A 16,823-nucleotide genomic window follows, 5' to 3' on the forward strand; every position below is an offset into this window, starting at 1 on the left:
TAAGCAGCGGTATACGCTGCTTTGCTTTTTTCATGTTCTCTTTGGGGCTCAAATTAAAAATAGTGCCAAGTAATCGAGGCTTTTCACGTTTTATTACACTCTTCACCATGGCTTTTACTGCTATATTCTGGTGATTTGCTTGCTATTGCAGCATGTAAACATATACTAGTCTGCTGCGAAAAACTCGTCGCAATTTTATCGTCGCCTAGACGTGATTTGACCAATAGATAAGACAAGTAACATGCAAGTATCAGATTTCCATTTCGACCTTCCAGATGAACTCATCGCTCGCTACCCTCAACCAGAGCGTACCGCTAGCCGACTGCTGCAAATGGACGGCAATACCGGAGAGCTCATTGATGGCACATTTACTGATGTATTGGGCCAAGTTCAACCCGGTGACTTAGTGGTGTTTAATAATACTCGTGTTATTCCTGCTCGTCTTTTTGGCCGCAAGGAATCGGGCGGTAAATTAGAAGTGCTGGTGGAGCGTATGTTGGATGAGAAAAGCATCCTCGCGCACGTTCGTTGCTCTAAATCACCAAAACCAGGTACAACCATTATTGTTGGCGAGAATGATGAATATTCAGCAGAAATGGTTGCACGCCATGATGCTTTATTTGAACTGAAATTTAGTTCTGATAAGACGGTACTAGAAATTCTGGAAGAAATCGGCCATATGCCGCTTCCTCCTTACATCGACCGTCCAGACGAAGATGCAGATAAAGAGCGTTACCAAACGGTATATAATCAAAAGCCAGGTGCGGTTGCGGCACCGACAGCGGGCCTTCACTTTGATGATGTTCTCTTGGAGAAAATCAAAGCGAAAGGTGCAGAGTTTGCTTACGTTACTTTGCACGTTGGGGCGGGTACATTCCAGCCAGTAAAAGTGGAAAATATCAACGATCACCACATGCATGCCGAGTACGTAGAAGTACCGCAAGAAGTCGTCGAAGCAATTAAAGCGACGAAAGCGCGTGGCGGACGAATTATTGCTGTTGGTACCACATCTGTGCGTTCACTTGAAAGTGCAGCGCAAGACGCATTGCAAAAAGGGACTGAGCTGGCCCCATTCTTTGGCGATACTGAAATCTTTATTTTCCCTGGTTACGAATATCAGCTAGTGGATTGCTTGATCACAAACTTCCACTTGCCTGAATCAACACTGATCATGTTGGTGAGTGCATTTGCTGGATACGAGAACACCATGAATGCTTACAAACATGCGGTGGAAAACAAATACCGTTTCTTCTCGTATGGCGATTCAATGTTCATCAAGAAGAAAACAGCGTAGTTAAAAATAGATTTACGAGTGCTAGCAGTAAGCTAGGAAATAAAGCATCCATTGCTTTGTCTCTCGCAAGGAAAAGCGACCGCTCCTTAAAGTAGGGTAGAGCCCTAAACACTCAGTCAGACTGTTTCTCTGACACCCGGAGGCATCGTGAAATTAAAATTCGATCTTAAGAAGAAAAACGGCAATGCACGTCGTGGTCAACTGACTTTCGAACGCGGCACTGTTCAAACTCCTGCGTTCATGCCAGTAGGTACTTACGGTACCGTTAAAGGTATGACACCAGAAGAAGTAAAAGGTACTGGTGCAGAAATTCTGCTAGGTAATACGTTCCACCTGTGGCTACGTCCTGGTCAAGAAGTGATGAAAATGCACGGTGACCTGCACGATTTTATGAACTGGCACGGTCCTATTCTTACTGATTCAGGCGGCTTTCAAGTATTCAGCCTTGGTAAGATGCGTACGATCACTGAAGAAGGTGTTCACTTTCGTAACCCAGTAAACGGTGACAAGATTTTCATGGACGCAGAAAAGTCGATGGAAATTCAAAAAGACCTGGGCTCTGACATCGTTATGATTTTTGACGAGTGTACGCCTTACCCAGCGACACACGATGAAGCGAAGAAATCGATGGAAATGTCATTACGCTGGGCACAGCGTTCACGTGACCACTTCGAGAAGCTAGAAAACCCGAACAACCTATTTGGTATTGTCCAAGGTGGTGTTTACGAAGATTTACGTGATGTGTCGGTAAAAGGTCTAACGGAAATCGGTTTTGACGGTTACGCGGTTGGTGGTTTGGCAGTAGGTGAGCCTAAAGAAGACATGCACCGTATTCTTGAGCATACTTGTCCTCAACTTCCTGAAGACAAACCTCGCTACTTGATGGGCGTAGGTAAGCCAGAAGACTTGGTTGAAGGTGTTCGTCGTGGTATCGACATGTTTGACTGTGTAATGCCAACGCGTAACGCACGTAATGGTCACTTATTTGTGACTGGTGGTGTGATCAAGATCCGTAATGCGAAACATAAAACGGATACAACACCATTGGATCCGCATTGTGACTGTTACACTTGTCAAAACTACAGCAAGTCGTACCTTCACCATTTAGAGCGTTGTAATGAAATCTTAGGCGCTCGCTTGAATACAATCCATAACCTGCGTTACTACCAGCGTCTGATGGAAAGCATTCGTAAAGCAATTGATGAAGATCGCTTCGATGAATTTGTTACTGAGTTCTATGAGCGTCGTGGCCGTGAAGTGCCACCACTAGCAAAAGAGCAGTAATTGAAAAACTAAAAGAATTAAAGCCTTTGGCATGTCGCCAGAGGCTTTTGCTAATAAAGTAGGCTAACGCACGTTATTTTTGAGAGAGCGATCTCTATTAGTTACTCTCAGACTTGAATCTAAAATGCGAAAGCCCAATTTGTTTGATTATCAATAAAATATAATGAGGATGTTTTAATGTTTATTTCTCAGGCTCACGCAGCAGCAGAAGGCGCGCCAGCAGGCGGTGGTTTTGAAATGCTAATCATGCTTGGCATGTTCGCAGTGATCTTTTACTTCATGATTTACCGCCCACAAGCGAAACGCGTAAAAGAACACAAAAACCTAATGGCTTCTATGGGCAAAGGCGACGAAGTTTTAACTAGCGGTGGCCTAGTGGGTAAAATCACTAAGATTGCTGAAGACAATGACTACATTTCAATTGAGCTTAACGCGAACAATGAAGTAGTAATCAAGAAAGACTTCATCACTGCAGTGCTACCAAAAGGTACGCTTAAGTCTCTATAAAACAGCTAAAGGATCCTCGCTGTGCTAAACCGTTATCCATTATGGAAGTACTTGATGGTGCTTTTTGCCATCATCACCGCTGCGTTATACGCACTTCCAAATATCTACGGTGAAGATCCGGCTATTCAAGTTACAGGGGCGCGTGGCGCCTCTGTAGATATGTCAACGCTGGATGCTGTCACTACTGCTCTTAACAAAGAGCAACTTTCTCATAAATCCATTGCTCTCGAAGATGGATCAATTCTTGTTCGTTTTAACGACACTGACACACAAATCAGTGCTCGTGATGTCATCAGCGAAGCGCTAGGCAAAGACACAATTGTTGCACTTAACCTTGCACCTTCTACACCCGATTGGCTAGAAGCGATTGGCGCGTCACCATTGAAGCTAGGTCTTGACCTTCGCGGTGGTGTTCACTTCTTAATGGAAGTGGATATGGATGCAGCGATGGAAAAGCTTGTTGGTCAACAAGAAGAAGCTTTCCGTAGCGAACTTCGTGACGCCAAGATTCGTTACCGTGCAATCCGCCCTTCTGGAAAAGAAGCGGTAGAAGTGTTGTTGCGTAACGAAGAGCAATTAGCAGAAGCGAAAGCAACGCTAGAAAAGAATCACCCGGACATGATTTTTGTCGATTCTGATTCAAATGGCCGTTACGCTCTTACTGCAACCTTTACTGAGCAACGTTTACAAGAGATCCGTAACTATGCTGTTGAGCAAAACATTACGATTTTACGTAATCGTGTCAACGAACTAGGTGTTGCGGAACCATTGGTTCAACGTCAAGGTGCTAGTCGCATTGTGGTTGAACTGCCTGGTGTTCAAGACACTGCTCGTGCAAAAGAAATTCTCGGAGCTACGGCAACGCTTGAATTCCGTGAAGTTGATGATAAAGCTGACCTATCGGCAGCGGCAAATGGTCGTGCGCCAGCAGGTAGTGAAATCAAGATGGACCGTGATGGTCGCCCAGTTGTGCTTAAGAAGCGCGTTATTCTTGGCGGTCAAAGCATCACAGATGCAAGCTCAAGTGTTGATGAATATGGTCGTCCACAAGTTAACATCTCGCTAGACAGCGAAGGTGGTAATAAGATGTCTGCGTTCTCTAAGAAGAACATTGGTAAGCTAATGGCTACCGTGTTTGCAGAATACAAAGACAGTGGCCGTCGTACGCCTGAAGGCAAAGTTATTCTGGATAAGCATGAAGAAGTCATCAACCAAGCAACGATTCAATCGGCTCTTGGTCGTAACTTCCGTATCACAGGTATCGACTCTGCTGCAGAAGCACACAACCTAGCACTTCTACTACGTGCTGGTGCACTGATTGCACCTATCTCTATCGTTGAAGAACGTACCATTGGTCCATCAATGGGCCAGCAAAACATCGATATGGGTATCCAAGCATGTATCTGGGGTATGGTTGCCGTAATGCTATTTACGCTGCTTTACTACCGCGGCTTTGGTTTGATTGCAAACATCGCTCTAATGGCAAACTTGGTGCTTATCATTGGTGTTATGTCGATGATTCCAGGCGCTACCATGACGCTTCCGGGGATAGCCGGTATCGTGTTAACAGTCGGTATGGCGGTTGATGCGAACGTACTGATCTTCGAGCGTATCCGTGAAGAAATTCGTGATGGACGTAGTCCACAACAAGCGATTCACCAAGGTTACGCGAATGCATTCAGCACGATTGCTGATGCGAACATCACAACACTAATTACTGCAATCATTCTATTTGCGGTCGGTACAGGTGCGGTGAAAGGTTTCGCAGTTACTCTATCTATCGGTATCTTAACTTCAATGTTCACCGCCATTATTGGTACACGTTGTATCGTGAACCTGATCTACGGTGGCAAACGCGTTGATAAATTGTCGATCTAAGGCTGGGAATTAATATGTTTCAAATTCTAAAAGCAGAGAAGACGATCGGCTTTATGCGTTGGTCGAAAGTAGCATTCGTTTTTTCAATTATAATGATTGCTGCTTCTATCTTCACTTTGTCAACCAAGTGGCTTAATTGGGGTCTAGATTTCACTGGCGGTACGCTTATCGAGGTCGGTTTTGAACAGCCAGCAAACCTTGAAGAGATTCGTGCAGCACTAGATTCCAAAGGCTTTAGTGATGCGACAGTACAAAACTTCGGTAGTGCTCGTGAAGTCATGGTCCGTCTTCGTCCACGTGATGACGTTTCTGGTGAAACGCTAGGTAACCAAATCATTGGTGCTATCAAAGATGGTACTGGCGAAAGCGTAGAAATGCGTCGTATTGAGTTCGTAGGTCCCAACGTTGGTGATGAGCTAACAGAAGCTGGTGGTCTAGCGATCTTGGTATCGCTGATCTGTATCCTGCTTTATGTATCGATGCGATTTGAATGGCGTCTAGCGGCTGGTGCGGTAATGGCATTGGCTCACGATATAATTATCACGCTAGGTGTCTTCTCGTTTCTACAAATTGAAGTTGACCTGACTATCGTAGCTGCGCTACTGACGGTTGTGGGCTACTCACTCAACGATACCATCGTTGTATTTGACCGGATTCGTGAAAACTTCCGTAAGATGCGTAAGGGTGAACCTTCAGACATTATGGACGCCTCAATCACTCAAACGTTGAGCCGTACATTGATTACATCTGGTACGACGTTGTTCGTGGTAATTGCACTGTTCATGCAGGGGGGTGCTATGATTCACGGCTTTGCAACCGCACTTTTACTCGGTATCACTGTAGGTACTTACTCTTCTATCTACGTAGCATCAGCACTGGCTCTAAAACTGGGTATCCAGAAAGAGCACTTGATGCCACCTCAAGTAGAAAAAGAGGGTGCAGAGTTCGACGAAATGCCATAAGGCAGATTGAGAACCGAAAACAAAAACCGCTGAACAATCAGCGGTTTTTTTATGCCTGATAGATTTGAAAGTTTCATTTTTTTTTGAGGTACTTCCAGCTTGAATTGTAGTTTTTTGATTGAGTTGAATATCGGAAGTATGTTCAACAATTTCGGGAGGAAATAATGTCAAGGCAAGCTGAAATAAAAGTACAGTTACTGAAGTTTGTAGAGATTTCTTACAAGCACAATAAAGGTGTTACCACCAAGCTAGTTACTGGAGGGAAAAGGTTCAAGTTAGCAGTTGATGAGTCAGGTAAAGTAACTTTATCTGGTGAGCTTGGATTTACTAAGTTTGAAGTTTCAAAAGAAATGGTTGAAGAGCTGGGCATAAAATTAAAAGCCGTTTCTGTTACTTTTAAAACTACTCGTGATGGTGTTTTGACATACAGTGGGAGTGTTTCTCTTTTTGGTGTTGTTTCCTTTGGAGTTACTGGGCAGGTAAATGTCCGTGAGCTTTTAGAGCAGTGCGAGTGGGGGCTTTGTAAGTACAGATTTAAGCCGAGTAAAATTGATCAAGCGCTCCGTGAAGCTGGGGTTTAGTTGGTTATGCTAAATAGAATTCTACCTATTCCGGTTTTACTAAGTGTTTCAACGCCCTGCATCGCAAGTCCACTCCACGATACTTACCTTGATATACGTAATAATTTATACAAGATGCAGTATATAGAGGTGGTAGAAGCTATGGCAGGACCAAATCTATCGATTGAAGAGCTGAACAGTATTAAGTCTCACCCAATAAAATTTGGTCATCAATTTCCATTTTTATCATCTATCCCATCAAGTTTGGTTACAGAGCTGTCTTACTTTGAAGAGTACAGTGAGGATGGAGGAGTTGGATGTCTTTCTGTAAACGGCTTTGGTGATGTATACCAGCCAGTCACGGTTTCGCTGCAGTTTTTAATGAAGGAACAAATATGGAAGGTTAAGCACGTAAAAATAGACCACTTATCTGACTACGACCGTTTCTACAAACAGGCTGATTGTTCGAAATAAAAAAGCCCCGCTCAATGAGCGGGGCTTTCTAAAGTCATCAGCGTGACGGGCTATATATGACTTTCAAATCTTACTTAAGGATCGCGCTGTTACCGTTTTCGCGGATGTGCTTAAGGATAGATTTTACGCCACGAGCGCTTGAAGCAACGATGTTACCAGACTTCATGTAGTCAGTGCCGCCAGCAAAGTCTGTTAGGATTGCGCCAGCTTCACGAGCAATAAGCTCACCTGCTGCCATATCCCAAGGTTTTAGGCCTAGCTCGAAGTAACCATCAACACGGCCAGCAGCCACGTAACAAAGGTCAAGAGCAGCAGAGCCGCTACGACGGAAATCAGCACATTCAGTGAATAGCGCACCAACGATCTTGATGTAAGACTCAGCGTGTTGTTTCTGCTTGAATGGGAAGCCTGTTGCTAGAACAGTACCTTGAAGGTCTTTTAGTTGAGCAACACGAATACGTGCACTGTTTAGTTGAGCGCCGGCACCGCGTTGTGCAGTGAATAGCTCGTTTTGCATTGGATCGTAAACACAAGCAACTTCAGTTTTGCCCTTAATACGAACAGCGATAGAAACCGCGAAAGTTGGGTAACCTTTTACAAAGTTAGTGGTGCCATCCAGTGGGTCGATGATCCATTGTACGTCTTTATCTTTACCTTCGATAAGACCTTGTTCTTCAGCAACGATACAGTGCTCAGGGTAAGACTGCTTGATAGTATCGATGATGATGTATTCTGCTTCTTTGTCTACGTTAGTGACAAAGTCATTAGTGCCTTTAAGAGTAGATTCTACTTTATCAGTGTTTTCTAATGATTTAGCAATATGATTGCCTGCCTTTCGCGCAGCGCGAATAGCAATGTTTAGCATTGGATGCATACGAATTTCCCAACGGATGTTAAAGAACAAATGAAAGCGGCGGCGAGTATACCAGAGATAATCAAAAAGGGAAGTGGTTATTTTTTGCTCTAATTGCGGACGGCTGAGTGTACAGATCATACTGCGGACGACAACAATAACCAAGAATGAGAAGAGAGGTCTGCTTGCCTCTAGGGTGTCTTAAAAAACTATGATAACATTCTGCGGTTTTAATTTAGGTAGCAAACACAGATGTTGGATCAAGTAAAAATTGTACTCGTAGGTACCTCTCATTCAGGCAATATTGGCTCAGCAGCTCGAGCAATGAAAGTGATGGGTTTAAACCAACTAGTATTAGTCGATCCACAATGTGAAGTGGATGAACAAACTCTTGCTTTAGCTGCGGGTGCTGGTGATATTGCTCAAAATGCAAAGATTGTCGGCACATTAGAAGAAGCGGTTGAAGATTGTGGCCTTGTTGTGGGTTCTAGCGCCCGCTCTCGTACATTAGAATGGCCAATGCTCGAGCCACGTGAATGCGGTGAGAAATTTGCAGTTGAAGGCCGAAAGCATCCGGTTGCGCTCGTGTTTGGCCGAGAAAGAACTGGTTTGACAAACGAAGAGCTACAAAAGTGCCACTACCATGTTTGTATTCCCGCTAATCCTGAGTACAGCTCGCTTAACCTAGCGATGGCTGTACAAACTCTCAGTTACGAAGTGCGAGTTGCACACTTGAACTTAGAGCAAAGACAGTTTTCCCCAAATGAATCGGAAGAATACCCGCGTCATCGAGAACTCGAAATGTTCTTCGAGCATCTTGAAAAGGTGATGGTTGAGACCCAGTTTATTAACAAAGAGCAACCTGGACAGGTGATGAATAAGTTGCGCCGTTTGTTCTCTCGTGCTCGACCAGAAACCCAAGAACTTAATATTCTACGAGGCGTTTTGACTTCGATAGAAAAGAAGTTCTGAGTGAATAATAACCACTTTAGGTGTAAGGATGAATACCTGAGTAAAATGGTCAAATAAATACTTGACCAAATTACTCAGGTATGGAAAAATCTTAACCATTACAAACCATGTGGATACGGTGTGGTATGAAACTTACATCTAAAGGAAGATATGCGGTGACAGCCATGCTGGATGTGGCACTGCATTCGCAACAAAACCCTGTACCTCTGGCTGATATTTCAGAGCGTCAAGGGATCTCGCTCTCTTACTTAGAGCAGCTATTTTCAAAATTGCGTAAAGCAGGTCTCGTTGCCAGCGTTCGTGGTCCTGGTGGTGGTTACCGACTTGGTGCCGACGCTCACAGTATCGCTATTGGTACCGTGATTGCTGCCGTTGATGAGTCAGTAGATGCAACCAAATGCCAAGGTAAAGGAGATTGCCAAGGTGGAACACGTTGCCTTACTCACACGCTGTGGCGTGACCTAAGCTCTCGCATTAGTGACTTTTTGAATAACATCACTCTTGGTGAGTTGATGACAGACAATGAAGTACTCGAAATTTCTGATCGTCAGGACATTGATCTGGCGGTAACCCATGGGCTATCAAACAAAAATACAACCGCCGCGCCCATCGGTGTAAACGTCCGCTCTTAGCGGTCAGCTTTTTACATTGGAGTAGAGAATGAAACTGCCGATTTATCTTGATTATTCCGCTACATGTCCAGTTGATCCACGTGTTGCTGAAAAAATGGTTCAGTACATGACAATGGATGGCACATTTGGCAACCCAGCGTCGCGTTCGCACCGTTACGGCTGGCAGGCAGAAGAAGCGGTCGATACTGCTCGTGAGCAAATTGCTGACCTTCTAAATGCAGATCCTCGCGAAATCGTATTTACATCTGGTGCGACAGAATCAGACAACCTTGCTATTAAAGGTGCAGCGCACTTTTACTCGAAGAAAGGCAAGCACGTAATCACTTGTAAAACAGAGCACAAAGCCGTTCTTGACCCATGTCGTCAACTTGAGCGTGAAGGCTTTGAAGTGACTTACCTTGAGCCAGAATCAAATGGCTTGATCGATCTAGAGAAGCTTAAAGCGGCAATGCGTGATGACACAGTGCTTGTGTCTATTATGCACGTAAACAACGAGATTGGTGTGGTTCAAGACATTACAGCGATCGGCGAATTGTGTCGTGAGCGTAAAATTGTTTTCCACGTGGATGCAGCGCAATCTGCAGGTAAATTACCAATCGACGTTCAAGAGATGAAAGTTGACCTAATTTCGCTTTCTGCTCACAAAGTTTATGGCCCTAAAGGCATCGGTGCACTTTACGTTCGTCGTAAGCCTCGTATTCGTCTTGAAGCGCAAATGCACGGTGGCGGCCATGAGCGTGGTTTCCGCTCTGGTACACTACCTACTCACCAAATCGTAGGTATGGGTGAAGCATTCCGTATTGCAAAAGAAGACATGCAAAAAGATTACGATCATGCTTTAGCGCTTCGTAACCGTCTTTTTGATGGCGTGAAAGACTTAGAAGCAGTGACGGTAAACGGTGACTTTGAGCAGCGTGTACCACACAACCTAAACATCAGTTTCGCATTCGTAGAAGGTGAATCACTACTAATGTCGCTTAAAGATCTAGCGGTATCTTCTGGTAGTGCTTGTACGTCTGCAAGCCTTGAGCCTTCTTACGTTCTTCGTGCCCTAGGCATGGATGACGAATTGGCTCACAGCTCGGTTCGTTTCTCGTTTGGTCGTTTCACGACTGAAGAAGAAATTGATTACGCAATTGAACAAATCCGCGTTGCAGTGACTAAGCTACGCGACATGTCTCCTCTATGGGATATGTACAAAGAAGGGATTGATTTGAGCACTGTTGAATGGGCTCACCATTAATCTCAGGGATTGAAATAGAGGATTCGAGGTAATTTATCATGGCATACAGCGAAAAAGTAATTGATCACTACGAGAACCCACGTAACGTTGGTTCATTCGATAAAGAAGATCCATCAGTAGGTAGCGGCATGGTTGGCGCTCCTGCGTGTGGTGACGTAATGAAGCTTCAAATCAAAGTGACACCTGAAGGTATCATCGAAGATGCGAAGTTCAAAACATACGGTTGTGGTAGTGCAATCGCATCAAGCTCACTAGTAACTGAGTGGGTAAAAGGTAAGTCAGTTGATGAAGCGGCAGCAATTAAAAACTCTGAGATTGCTGAAGAGCTAGAGCTTCCACCAGTGAAAGTTCACTGTTCTATTCTTGCTGAAGATGCAATCAAAGCAGCGGTTGCTGACTACAAGAAAAAACACCAAGAATAATTATTCCGTAATATAATGGGAGCTTTGACGCTCCCATTCCAATCGAAATTTAGACAGACTAAGGTGCAGTATGGCCATCACAATGACAGAATCAGCGGCAAGTCGCGTAAGAGCATTCCTAGATAACCGAGGCAAAGGTATCGGTTTACGTCTTGGAGTGAAGACGACTGGTTGTTCCGGCATGGCATACGTACTTGAGTTTGTTGATGAGCTCAATGAAGAAGACGAAGTATTTGAACTCTCTGGAGTGAAAATTATCATCGATCAAAAGAGCTTAGTGTACCTAGATGGTACTGAATTGGATTACGTGAAAGAAGGGTTGAATGAAGGTTTTGAATTCAACAACCCTAACGCGAAAAGTGAATGTGGTTGTGGTGAAAGCTTCAACGTCTAATTGATTGTCCTTCTGGGCAAACGAGTCCGGAAGGCTTTACTAGGACCCGAACTTAATGAATCACTTTGAATTATTTGGGCTACCAAGTCAGTTTAAGCTGGATGGTAGCCTTCTTTCTTCTCAGTTCCGAGAACTACAAAAACGCTTCCACCCGGATAACTTTGCAACGGGCTCAGAACGTGACCGTTTGATGGCGGTGCAAAAGGCGGCGCAAATCAACGATGCCTATCAAGTTCTGAAAAATCCTATTTCTCGCGCCGAGTATATCCTCGCAGAGCAAGGTGTTGAGATCCGAGGTGAACAGCAAACGATGCAAGATCCGATGTTCTTAATGGAGCAAATGGAACTGCGCGAAGAACTGGAAGAGATTGCTGACAGCTCCGATCCTGAATCGGCGCTTTTTGACTTCGACTCTAAGGTCAGCAAAATGTACAAACAGCATCTGGCAAGCGTCGAGCAAGAGCTTGATGATGGTCTATGGGCTGAAGCCGCAGACCGAGTTCGTAAGCTAAAATTCATTGCCAAACTAAAGAACGAAATTGAGCTAGTCGAAGACAAACTCCTCGGCTAGTAAGCGTGACAAGGACCTATCATGGCACTACTTCAAATCGCAGAACCGGGCCAAAGCTCGGCACCTCATGAGCATAAGTTAGCAGCGGGTATCGACTTAGGTACTACCAACTCTTTGGTTGCTTCTGTACGTAGCGGCGATGCAACTCCACTTGCGGACGAGCAGGGCCGTACTATTTTACCTTCAGTCGTTAATTACGCTGAAGAAACGTTAACGGTCGGCCACGAAGCCAAAGCCAAAGCAGAGTTTGAACCAGAGAACACGATTATCTCTGTAAAACGTTTGATCGGTCGTTCATTAAAGGACATTCAGTCCCGTTACTCTTCACTTCCTTATCGTTTTAAAGAGAGTGAAAACGGCCTGCCAATTCTGCAAACACCTCAAGGTGACAAAAACCCGATTGAAGTATCTGCGGACATCCTAAAAGTATTGAGTAAGCGAGCTGAAGATACGTTAGGTGGTGAGTTAGCTGGTGTCGTTATTACCGTTCCTGCTTACTTTGATGACGCGCAACGTGCAGGTACAAAAGATGCGGCGAAATTAGCTGGTCTTCATGTTCTCCGTCTACTTAATGAACCAACCGCTGCGGCAATTGCTTATGGCCTAGACTCTGGTCAAGAAGGTGTGATTGCGGTTTACGATCTAGGTGGCGGTACTTTTGATATCTCTATCCTATGTTTATCGAAAGGCGTATTTGAAGTATTAGCAACAGGTGGCGATTCTGCATTAGGCGGTGACGACTTCGACCATCTATTTGCCGGTTATTTAATGGAGCAAGCGGGTCTAGAAGCGCCGCTTTCTGCAGAAAAGAACCGTACACTGTTGAACATTGCTACTGAAGCTAAGATTGCTTTCTCTGAGCAAGACAGTGTTGACGTTGACGTTTTTGGTTGGAAAGGCACCGTGACTCGCGAGCAGTTCGAAGATCTGATTCGTCCGCTAGTGAAGAAAACCCTGATGTCTTGCCGCCGTGCGCTGAAAGATGCGGATGTAGATGCGGAAGATGTACTTGAAGTAGTCATGGTCGGTGGCTCAACACGCACATTGCTTGTACGAGAAATGGTTGGCGAATTCTTTGGCCGTACACCACTGACAAGCATTAACCCAGATGAAGTTGTTGCAATCGGTGCGGGTATTCAAGCTGATATCCTAGCGGGTAACAAACCTGACTCTGAAATGTTGCTTCTTGATGTGATTCCACTGTCGCTCGGTATTGAAACCATGGGTGGTTTGGTCGAGAAGATCATCCCCCGCAACACTACGATTCCCGTTGCGCGTGCGCAAGAATTTACCACATTCAAAGATGGCCAAACGGCGATGAGTGTTCATGTGGTACAAGGTGAACGTGAAATGGTTGATGACTGTCGTTCACTTGCTCGCTTCTCGTTAAAAGGTATTCCTCCGATGGCAGCGGGTGCGGCACATATTCGCGTGACTTACCAAGTTGACGCAGATGGCCTTCTTTCTGTTACGGCAATGGAGAAGAGCACTGGTGTTCAATCAGAGATTCAAGTAAAACCTTCTTACGGCTTAAGTGACAATGAAGTGGCGGATATGTTGCGTGATTCAATGACGCACGCAAAAGAAGACATGCAAGCTCGTGCCTTAGCTGAGCAGCGTGTTGAAGCCGACCGAGTGATAGAAGGTTTGATTGCAGCGATGCAAGCTGATGGTGATGACTTACTATCAGAACAAGAGAAACAAAACTTGATTAAAGCCATCGAAGCCTTGATTGAGCTGCGTAATGGTGATGATGCAGATGCGATAGAGCAAGGCATTAAAGATACCGATAAAGCGAGCCAAGATTTCGCATCACGCCGTATGGATAAATCGATTCGAGCTGCGTTGTCAGGTCAATCAGTAGACGATATATAAGAGATAAGTAGTTATGCCTAAGATTATTGTATTACCACACGACGATTTGTGCCCAGAAGGTGCAGTGTTGGAAGCAAACTCTGGTGACACCGTTCTAGACGTAGCGCTAAAAAACGGTATCGGTATTGAACATGCGTGTGAGAAGTCATGTGCGTGTACTACCTGCCACGTAATCATCCGTGAAGGTTTTGATTCACTAGAAGAAAGTGAAGAACTAGAAGACGACATGCTAGATAAAGCGTGGGGTCTAGAGCCTGAGTCACGCCTAGGGTGTCAGGCGAGAATCGCTGATGAAGACTTGGTGGTAGAAATTCCTAAATACACACTAAACCACGCTTCAGAAGATCACTAAAACTATCTTCCCAATATAGGGAAGAAGCAAAAGGAAGATGAGCAATGAAATGGACAGATTCTCGCGATATCGCGATTGAACTTTGTGACAAGTTTCCAGATGTCGATCCAAAAACAGTGCGTTTTACCGATCTTCATCAATGGATCATGGAGTTAGATGAGTTTGACGATGAGCCAAACCGTTCTAATGAAAAGATTCTAGAAGCCGTTATCATGTGCTGGATGGACGAAGCAGACTAAGTCTGTAAAACACAGCCTAGTTAACAATTCTTACTAAAAAAAGCGGACCTTTAGGTCCGTTTTTTTATCCAATTGACATTTTTGCCCTACATAATGCTAACATCCGTGAGTTATTAAAAAGAAGCAGCGTAGGCAACGCTGCTATAAGACAAGGAGAAACCATGTCTACACAGATGTCTGTATTTTTAAGTCAAGAGTCGGCAGCACCACATTGGGGTGAAAAAGCACTGCTTTCATTCGCCGAAAACGGCGCAACTATTCACTTAGGTGAAGGTTATGATCTCGGCGCAATTCAACGTGCAGCTCGTCAGCTAGATGGCCAAGGAATTCGTTCTATTTTTCTTTCTGGTGATAACTGGGATCTAGAGAGCGTATGGGCTTTCCACCAAGGGTTCCGTAACCCTAAAAAACATGGCTCAGTTGAGTGGGCTGCATTGTCTGATGAAGATCAAGCAGAGCTTCAAGCTCGTATTACTTCGACTGATTTTACCCGCGATATTATCAACAAAACGGCAGAAGAAGTTGCTCCTCGTCAGCTAGCGACAATGGCTGCTGAATTCATCAAATCTGTTGCGCCGAAAGGCACTGTGACAGCACGTATCGTCAAAGACAAAGACTTGTTGGCAGAAGGTTGGGAAGGTATTTACGCAGTAGGCCGTGGTTCTGAGCGTACTTCTGCGATGCTTCAGTTAGACTACAACCCAACTGGTGACGAAAACGCACCTGTATTCGCATGTCTTGTGGGTAAAGGCATCACCTTTGATTCCGGTGGTTACAGCTTGAAGCCTTCTACCTTCATGAGTGCAATGAAAGCAGATATGGGTGGCTCGGGTACTATAACTGGTGGCCTAGGATTAGCTATCTTGCGCGGTTTAAACAAGCGCGTAAAACTGATCTTGTGTTGTGCTGAGAACATGGTTTCTGGCCGTGCCCTTAAGCTTGGCGACATCATCACTTACAAAAACGGCAAAACCGTTGAGATTATGAATACCGACGCGGAAGGTCGCTTGGTGCTTGCAGACGGTCTTATCTACGCCAGTGAGCAAAAGCCTGAGTTAATCATTGACTGCGCGACACTAACAGGCGCAGCGAAGAATGCGTTAGGTAACGATTACCATGCGCTAATGAGCTTTGATGATGAGCTATCGCATCAAGCGCTTACGGCGGCAAGCCAGGAAAAAGAAGGCTTGTGGCCGCTACCACTTGCTGATTTCCATCGAGAAATGTTGCCATCTAATTTTGCCGATTTATCGAATATCAGCTCTGGTGATTATTCTCCAGGTGCAAGTACTGCAGCTGCGTTCTTGTCTTACTTCGTTGAGGACTACAAAAAAGGCTGGTTACATTTCGACTGTGCGGGTACGTATCGTAAAGCCGCTTCTGATAAATGGGCTGCGGGAGCAACGGGTATGGGTGTCCGTACACTTGCTCGTTTCCTCAATGAGCAAGCTGGAAAATAAGATTGATTGCAGCACTCTCTTGTTTGAGTGCTGCTCTTACCCAGTAAGTCACTTTAAAAGCACAACTATTATTACAAGTACAGAAAGGAAATTTTATGGCTCTAGAAAGAACATTTTCAATCATTAAGCCTGATGCTGTAGAGCGAAACCTAATTGGTGAAATCTACAATCGTATTGAAAAGGCTGGCCTACGTATCATCGCTGCCAAAATGGTTCACCTGACAGAAGATCAGGCAAGCGGCTTTTATGCAGAGCATGAAGGTAAAGAGTTTTTCCCTCCTCTAAAAGAGTTCATGACATCTGGTCCTATTATGGTTCAGGTATTGGAAGGCGAAAATGCGATTGCACGTTACCGCGAGCTAATGGGTAAAACCAACCCAGAGAACGCGGCATGTGGCACTTTGCGTGCTGATTACGCACTCAGCATGCGTCACAATTCAGTTCATGGTTCAGATAGCCCTGAGTCTGCCGCTCGTGAAATTGAGTTTTTCTTCCCTGAATCAGAAGTTTTCTCTCGCTAACTCGTTCATGCATCACTTTTGCGTGATGATCTAGTTCGTAATAACCTCGGAATTGTCCGAGGTTTTTTATTCCGCGTTCTCCATTTCATCGGCTAGTTCATTCGTAAGTACTCGCGAAGACGTTGGCTAATCTGAGCACCTTACAGGGGGGAAAGCTTAGTTACGTGTGTTTCTTCTCACTGCTTTCTCTGCACCACTTCTACGCTTTTGCTGTCGGTTGTCTAATCATTATTCTCACTGTAAAGTCTGATTAAAATTTAATCGTTTTTATTTTAATGCCTTAGCAAACTCAGGGTCTTACACCCCTTGTTGTAGCTGAATAAAGGCTGT

General features: G+C 44.7%; 19 protein-coding genes. 18 read left to right on the plus strand and 1 reads right to left on the minus strand.

All coding sequences use genetic code 11. The annotated features are described in order from the left end of the window. Positions 1 to 241: 241 nt before the first annotated feature. From queA to R7044_RS17505, 7 genes are all read left to right on the plus strand, one after another. On the plus strand, positions 242 to 1,294 hold the full coding sequence (gene queA, locus R7044_RS17475; protein ID WP_005381728.1) for a tRNA preQ1(34) S-adenosylmethionine ribosyltransferase-isomerase QueA: 1,053 nt from the start codon (positions 242 to 244) through the stop codon (positions 1,292 to 1,294). A 147-nt stretch (positions 1,295 to 1,441) separates the two neighbouring features. Next, entirely contained in the window at positions 1,442 to 2,578 is a 1,137-nt protein-coding gene (gene tgt / locus R7044_RS17480) for a tRNA guanosine(34) transglycosylase Tgt (protein WP_005381727.1), read from the plus strand. A 177-nt stretch (positions 2,579 to 2,755) separates the two neighbouring features. After that, positions 2,756 to 3,085: a preprotein translocase subunit YajC gene (gene yajC / locus R7044_RS17485; RefSeq protein ID WP_005381725.1), complete on the plus strand. Its 330-nt coding sequence runs from the start codon at positions 2,756 to 2,758 to the stop codon at positions 3,083 to 3,085. A 21-nt stretch (positions 3,086 to 3,106) separates the two neighbouring features. Beyond that, entirely contained in the window at positions 3,107 to 4,963 is a 1,857-nt protein-coding gene (gene secD / locus R7044_RS17490) for a protein translocase subunit SecD (protein WP_005381724.1), read from the plus strand. Positions 4,964 to 4,977: 14 nt separating this feature from the next. Continuing rightward, complete coding sequence (gene secF, locus R7044_RS17495) at positions 4,978 to 5,925, plus strand: protein translocase subunit SecF (RefSeq protein ID WP_033905800.1); 948 nt, start codon at positions 4,978 to 4,980, stop codon at positions 5,923 to 5,925. Between the two features lie 164 nt (positions 5,926 to 6,089). Next, the gene (locus R7044_RS17500; protein ID WP_017633921.1) at positions 6,090 to 6,506 is read left to right on the plus strand and encodes a hypothetical protein; all 417 of its coding nucleotides are present in this window, start codon (positions 6,090 to 6,092) and stop codon (positions 6,504 to 6,506) included. Positions 6,507 to 6,647: 141 nt separating this feature from the next. Continuing rightward, the gene (locus R7044_RS17505) at positions 6,648 to 6,959 is read left to right on the plus strand and encodes a hypothetical protein (RefSeq protein WP_017633920.1); all 312 of its coding nucleotides are present in this window, start codon (positions 6,648 to 6,650) and stop codon (positions 6,957 to 6,959) included. 70 nt (positions 6,960 to 7,029) lie between these two features. On the opposite strand, the gene suhB is transcribed toward R7044_RS17505, so the two are convergent. Then, entirely contained in the window at positions 7,030 to 7,833 is an 804-nt protein-coding gene (gene suhB / locus R7044_RS17510) for an inositol-1-monophosphatase (protein ID WP_005381722.1), read from the minus strand. A 231-nt stretch (positions 7,834 to 8,064) separates the two neighbouring features. Here suhB and trmJ point away from each other — a divergent pair, with 231 nt between their 5' ends. The 11 genes from trmJ to ndk all read left to right on the plus strand — a co-directional run bounded on the left by trmJ (position 8,065) and on the right by ndk (position 16,493). After that, a complete protein-coding gene (gene trmJ, locus R7044_RS17515) occupies positions 8,065 to 8,784 on the plus strand; it encodes a tRNA (cytosine(32)/uridine(32)-2'-O)-methyltransferase TrmJ (RefSeq protein WP_025768861.1) in 720 nt (239 codons plus the stop codon). Between the two features lie 125 nt (positions 8,785 to 8,909). After that, positions 8,910 to 9,416 carry a Fe-S cluster assembly transcriptional regulator IscR gene (gene iscR, locus R7044_RS17520; RefSeq protein WP_005381720.1) on the plus strand — a complete coding sequence of 169 codons (507 nt, stop codon included), beginning with the start codon at positions 8,910 to 8,912 and terminating at the stop codon, positions 9,414 to 9,416. A gap of 28 nt (positions 9,417 to 9,444) precedes the next feature. Continuing rightward, complete coding sequence (locus R7044_RS17525) at positions 9,445 to 10,659, plus strand: IscS subfamily cysteine desulfurase (RefSeq protein ID WP_025768862.1); 1,215 nt, start codon at positions 9,445 to 9,447, stop codon at positions 10,657 to 10,659. A gap of 38 nt (positions 10,660 to 10,697) precedes the next feature. Then, entirely contained in the window at positions 10,698 to 11,081 is a 384-nt protein-coding gene (gene iscU, locus R7044_RS17530) for a Fe-S cluster assembly scaffold IscU (protein ID WP_005381718.1), read from the plus strand. A gap of 70 nt (positions 11,082 to 11,151) precedes the next feature. Next, positions 11,152 to 11,475 carry an iron-sulfur cluster assembly protein IscA gene (iscA, locus tag R7044_RS17535; RefSeq protein ID WP_005381717.1) on the plus strand — a complete coding sequence of 108 codons (324 nt, stop codon included), beginning with the start codon at positions 11,152 to 11,154 and terminating at the stop codon, positions 11,473 to 11,475. A gap of 55 nt (positions 11,476 to 11,530) precedes the next feature. Continuing rightward, positions 11,531 to 12,046 carry a co-chaperone HscB gene (hscB, locus tag R7044_RS17540; protein ID WP_017820566.1) on the plus strand — a complete coding sequence of 172 codons (516 nt, stop codon included), beginning with the start codon at positions 11,531 to 11,533 and terminating at the stop codon, positions 12,044 to 12,046. 21 nt (positions 12,047 to 12,067) lie between these two features. After that, a complete protein-coding gene (gene hscA, locus R7044_RS17545) occupies positions 12,068 to 13,921 on the plus strand; it encodes a Fe-S protein assembly chaperone HscA (RefSeq protein WP_225455713.1) in 1,854 nt (617 codons plus the stop codon). A gap of 13 nt (positions 13,922 to 13,934) precedes the next feature. Continuing rightward, positions 13,935 to 14,273 (plus strand): ISC system 2Fe-2S type ferredoxin, encoded by a 339-nt coding sequence (gene fdx / locus R7044_RS17550; RefSeq protein WP_005381713.1) that lies wholly within the window; start codon positions 13,935 to 13,937, stop codon positions 14,271 to 14,273. A 44-nt stretch (positions 14,274 to 14,317) separates the two neighbouring features. Continuing rightward, positions 14,318 to 14,512 carry a Fe-S cluster assembly protein IscX gene (gene iscX / locus R7044_RS17555; RefSeq protein WP_005381711.1) on the plus strand — a complete coding sequence of 65 codons (195 nt, stop codon included), beginning with the start codon at positions 14,318 to 14,320 and terminating at the stop codon, positions 14,510 to 14,512. 161 nt (positions 14,513 to 14,673) lie between these two features. Beyond that, entirely contained in the window at positions 14,674 to 15,972 is a 1,299-nt protein-coding gene (gene pepB, locus R7044_RS17560; RefSeq protein WP_064376911.1) for an aminopeptidase PepB, read from the plus strand. A 95-nt stretch (positions 15,973 to 16,067) separates the two neighbouring features. Further along, positions 16,068 to 16,493, plus strand: coding sequence for a nucleoside-diphosphate kinase (ndk, locus tag R7044_RS17565; protein WP_225455714.1), 426 nt, complete (start codon positions 16,068 to 16,070; stop codon positions 16,491 to 16,493). Positions 16,494 to 16,823 lie beyond the last annotated feature (330 nt).

The sequence above is a fragment of the Vibrio sp. 1402 genome, from assembly GCF_033340275.1.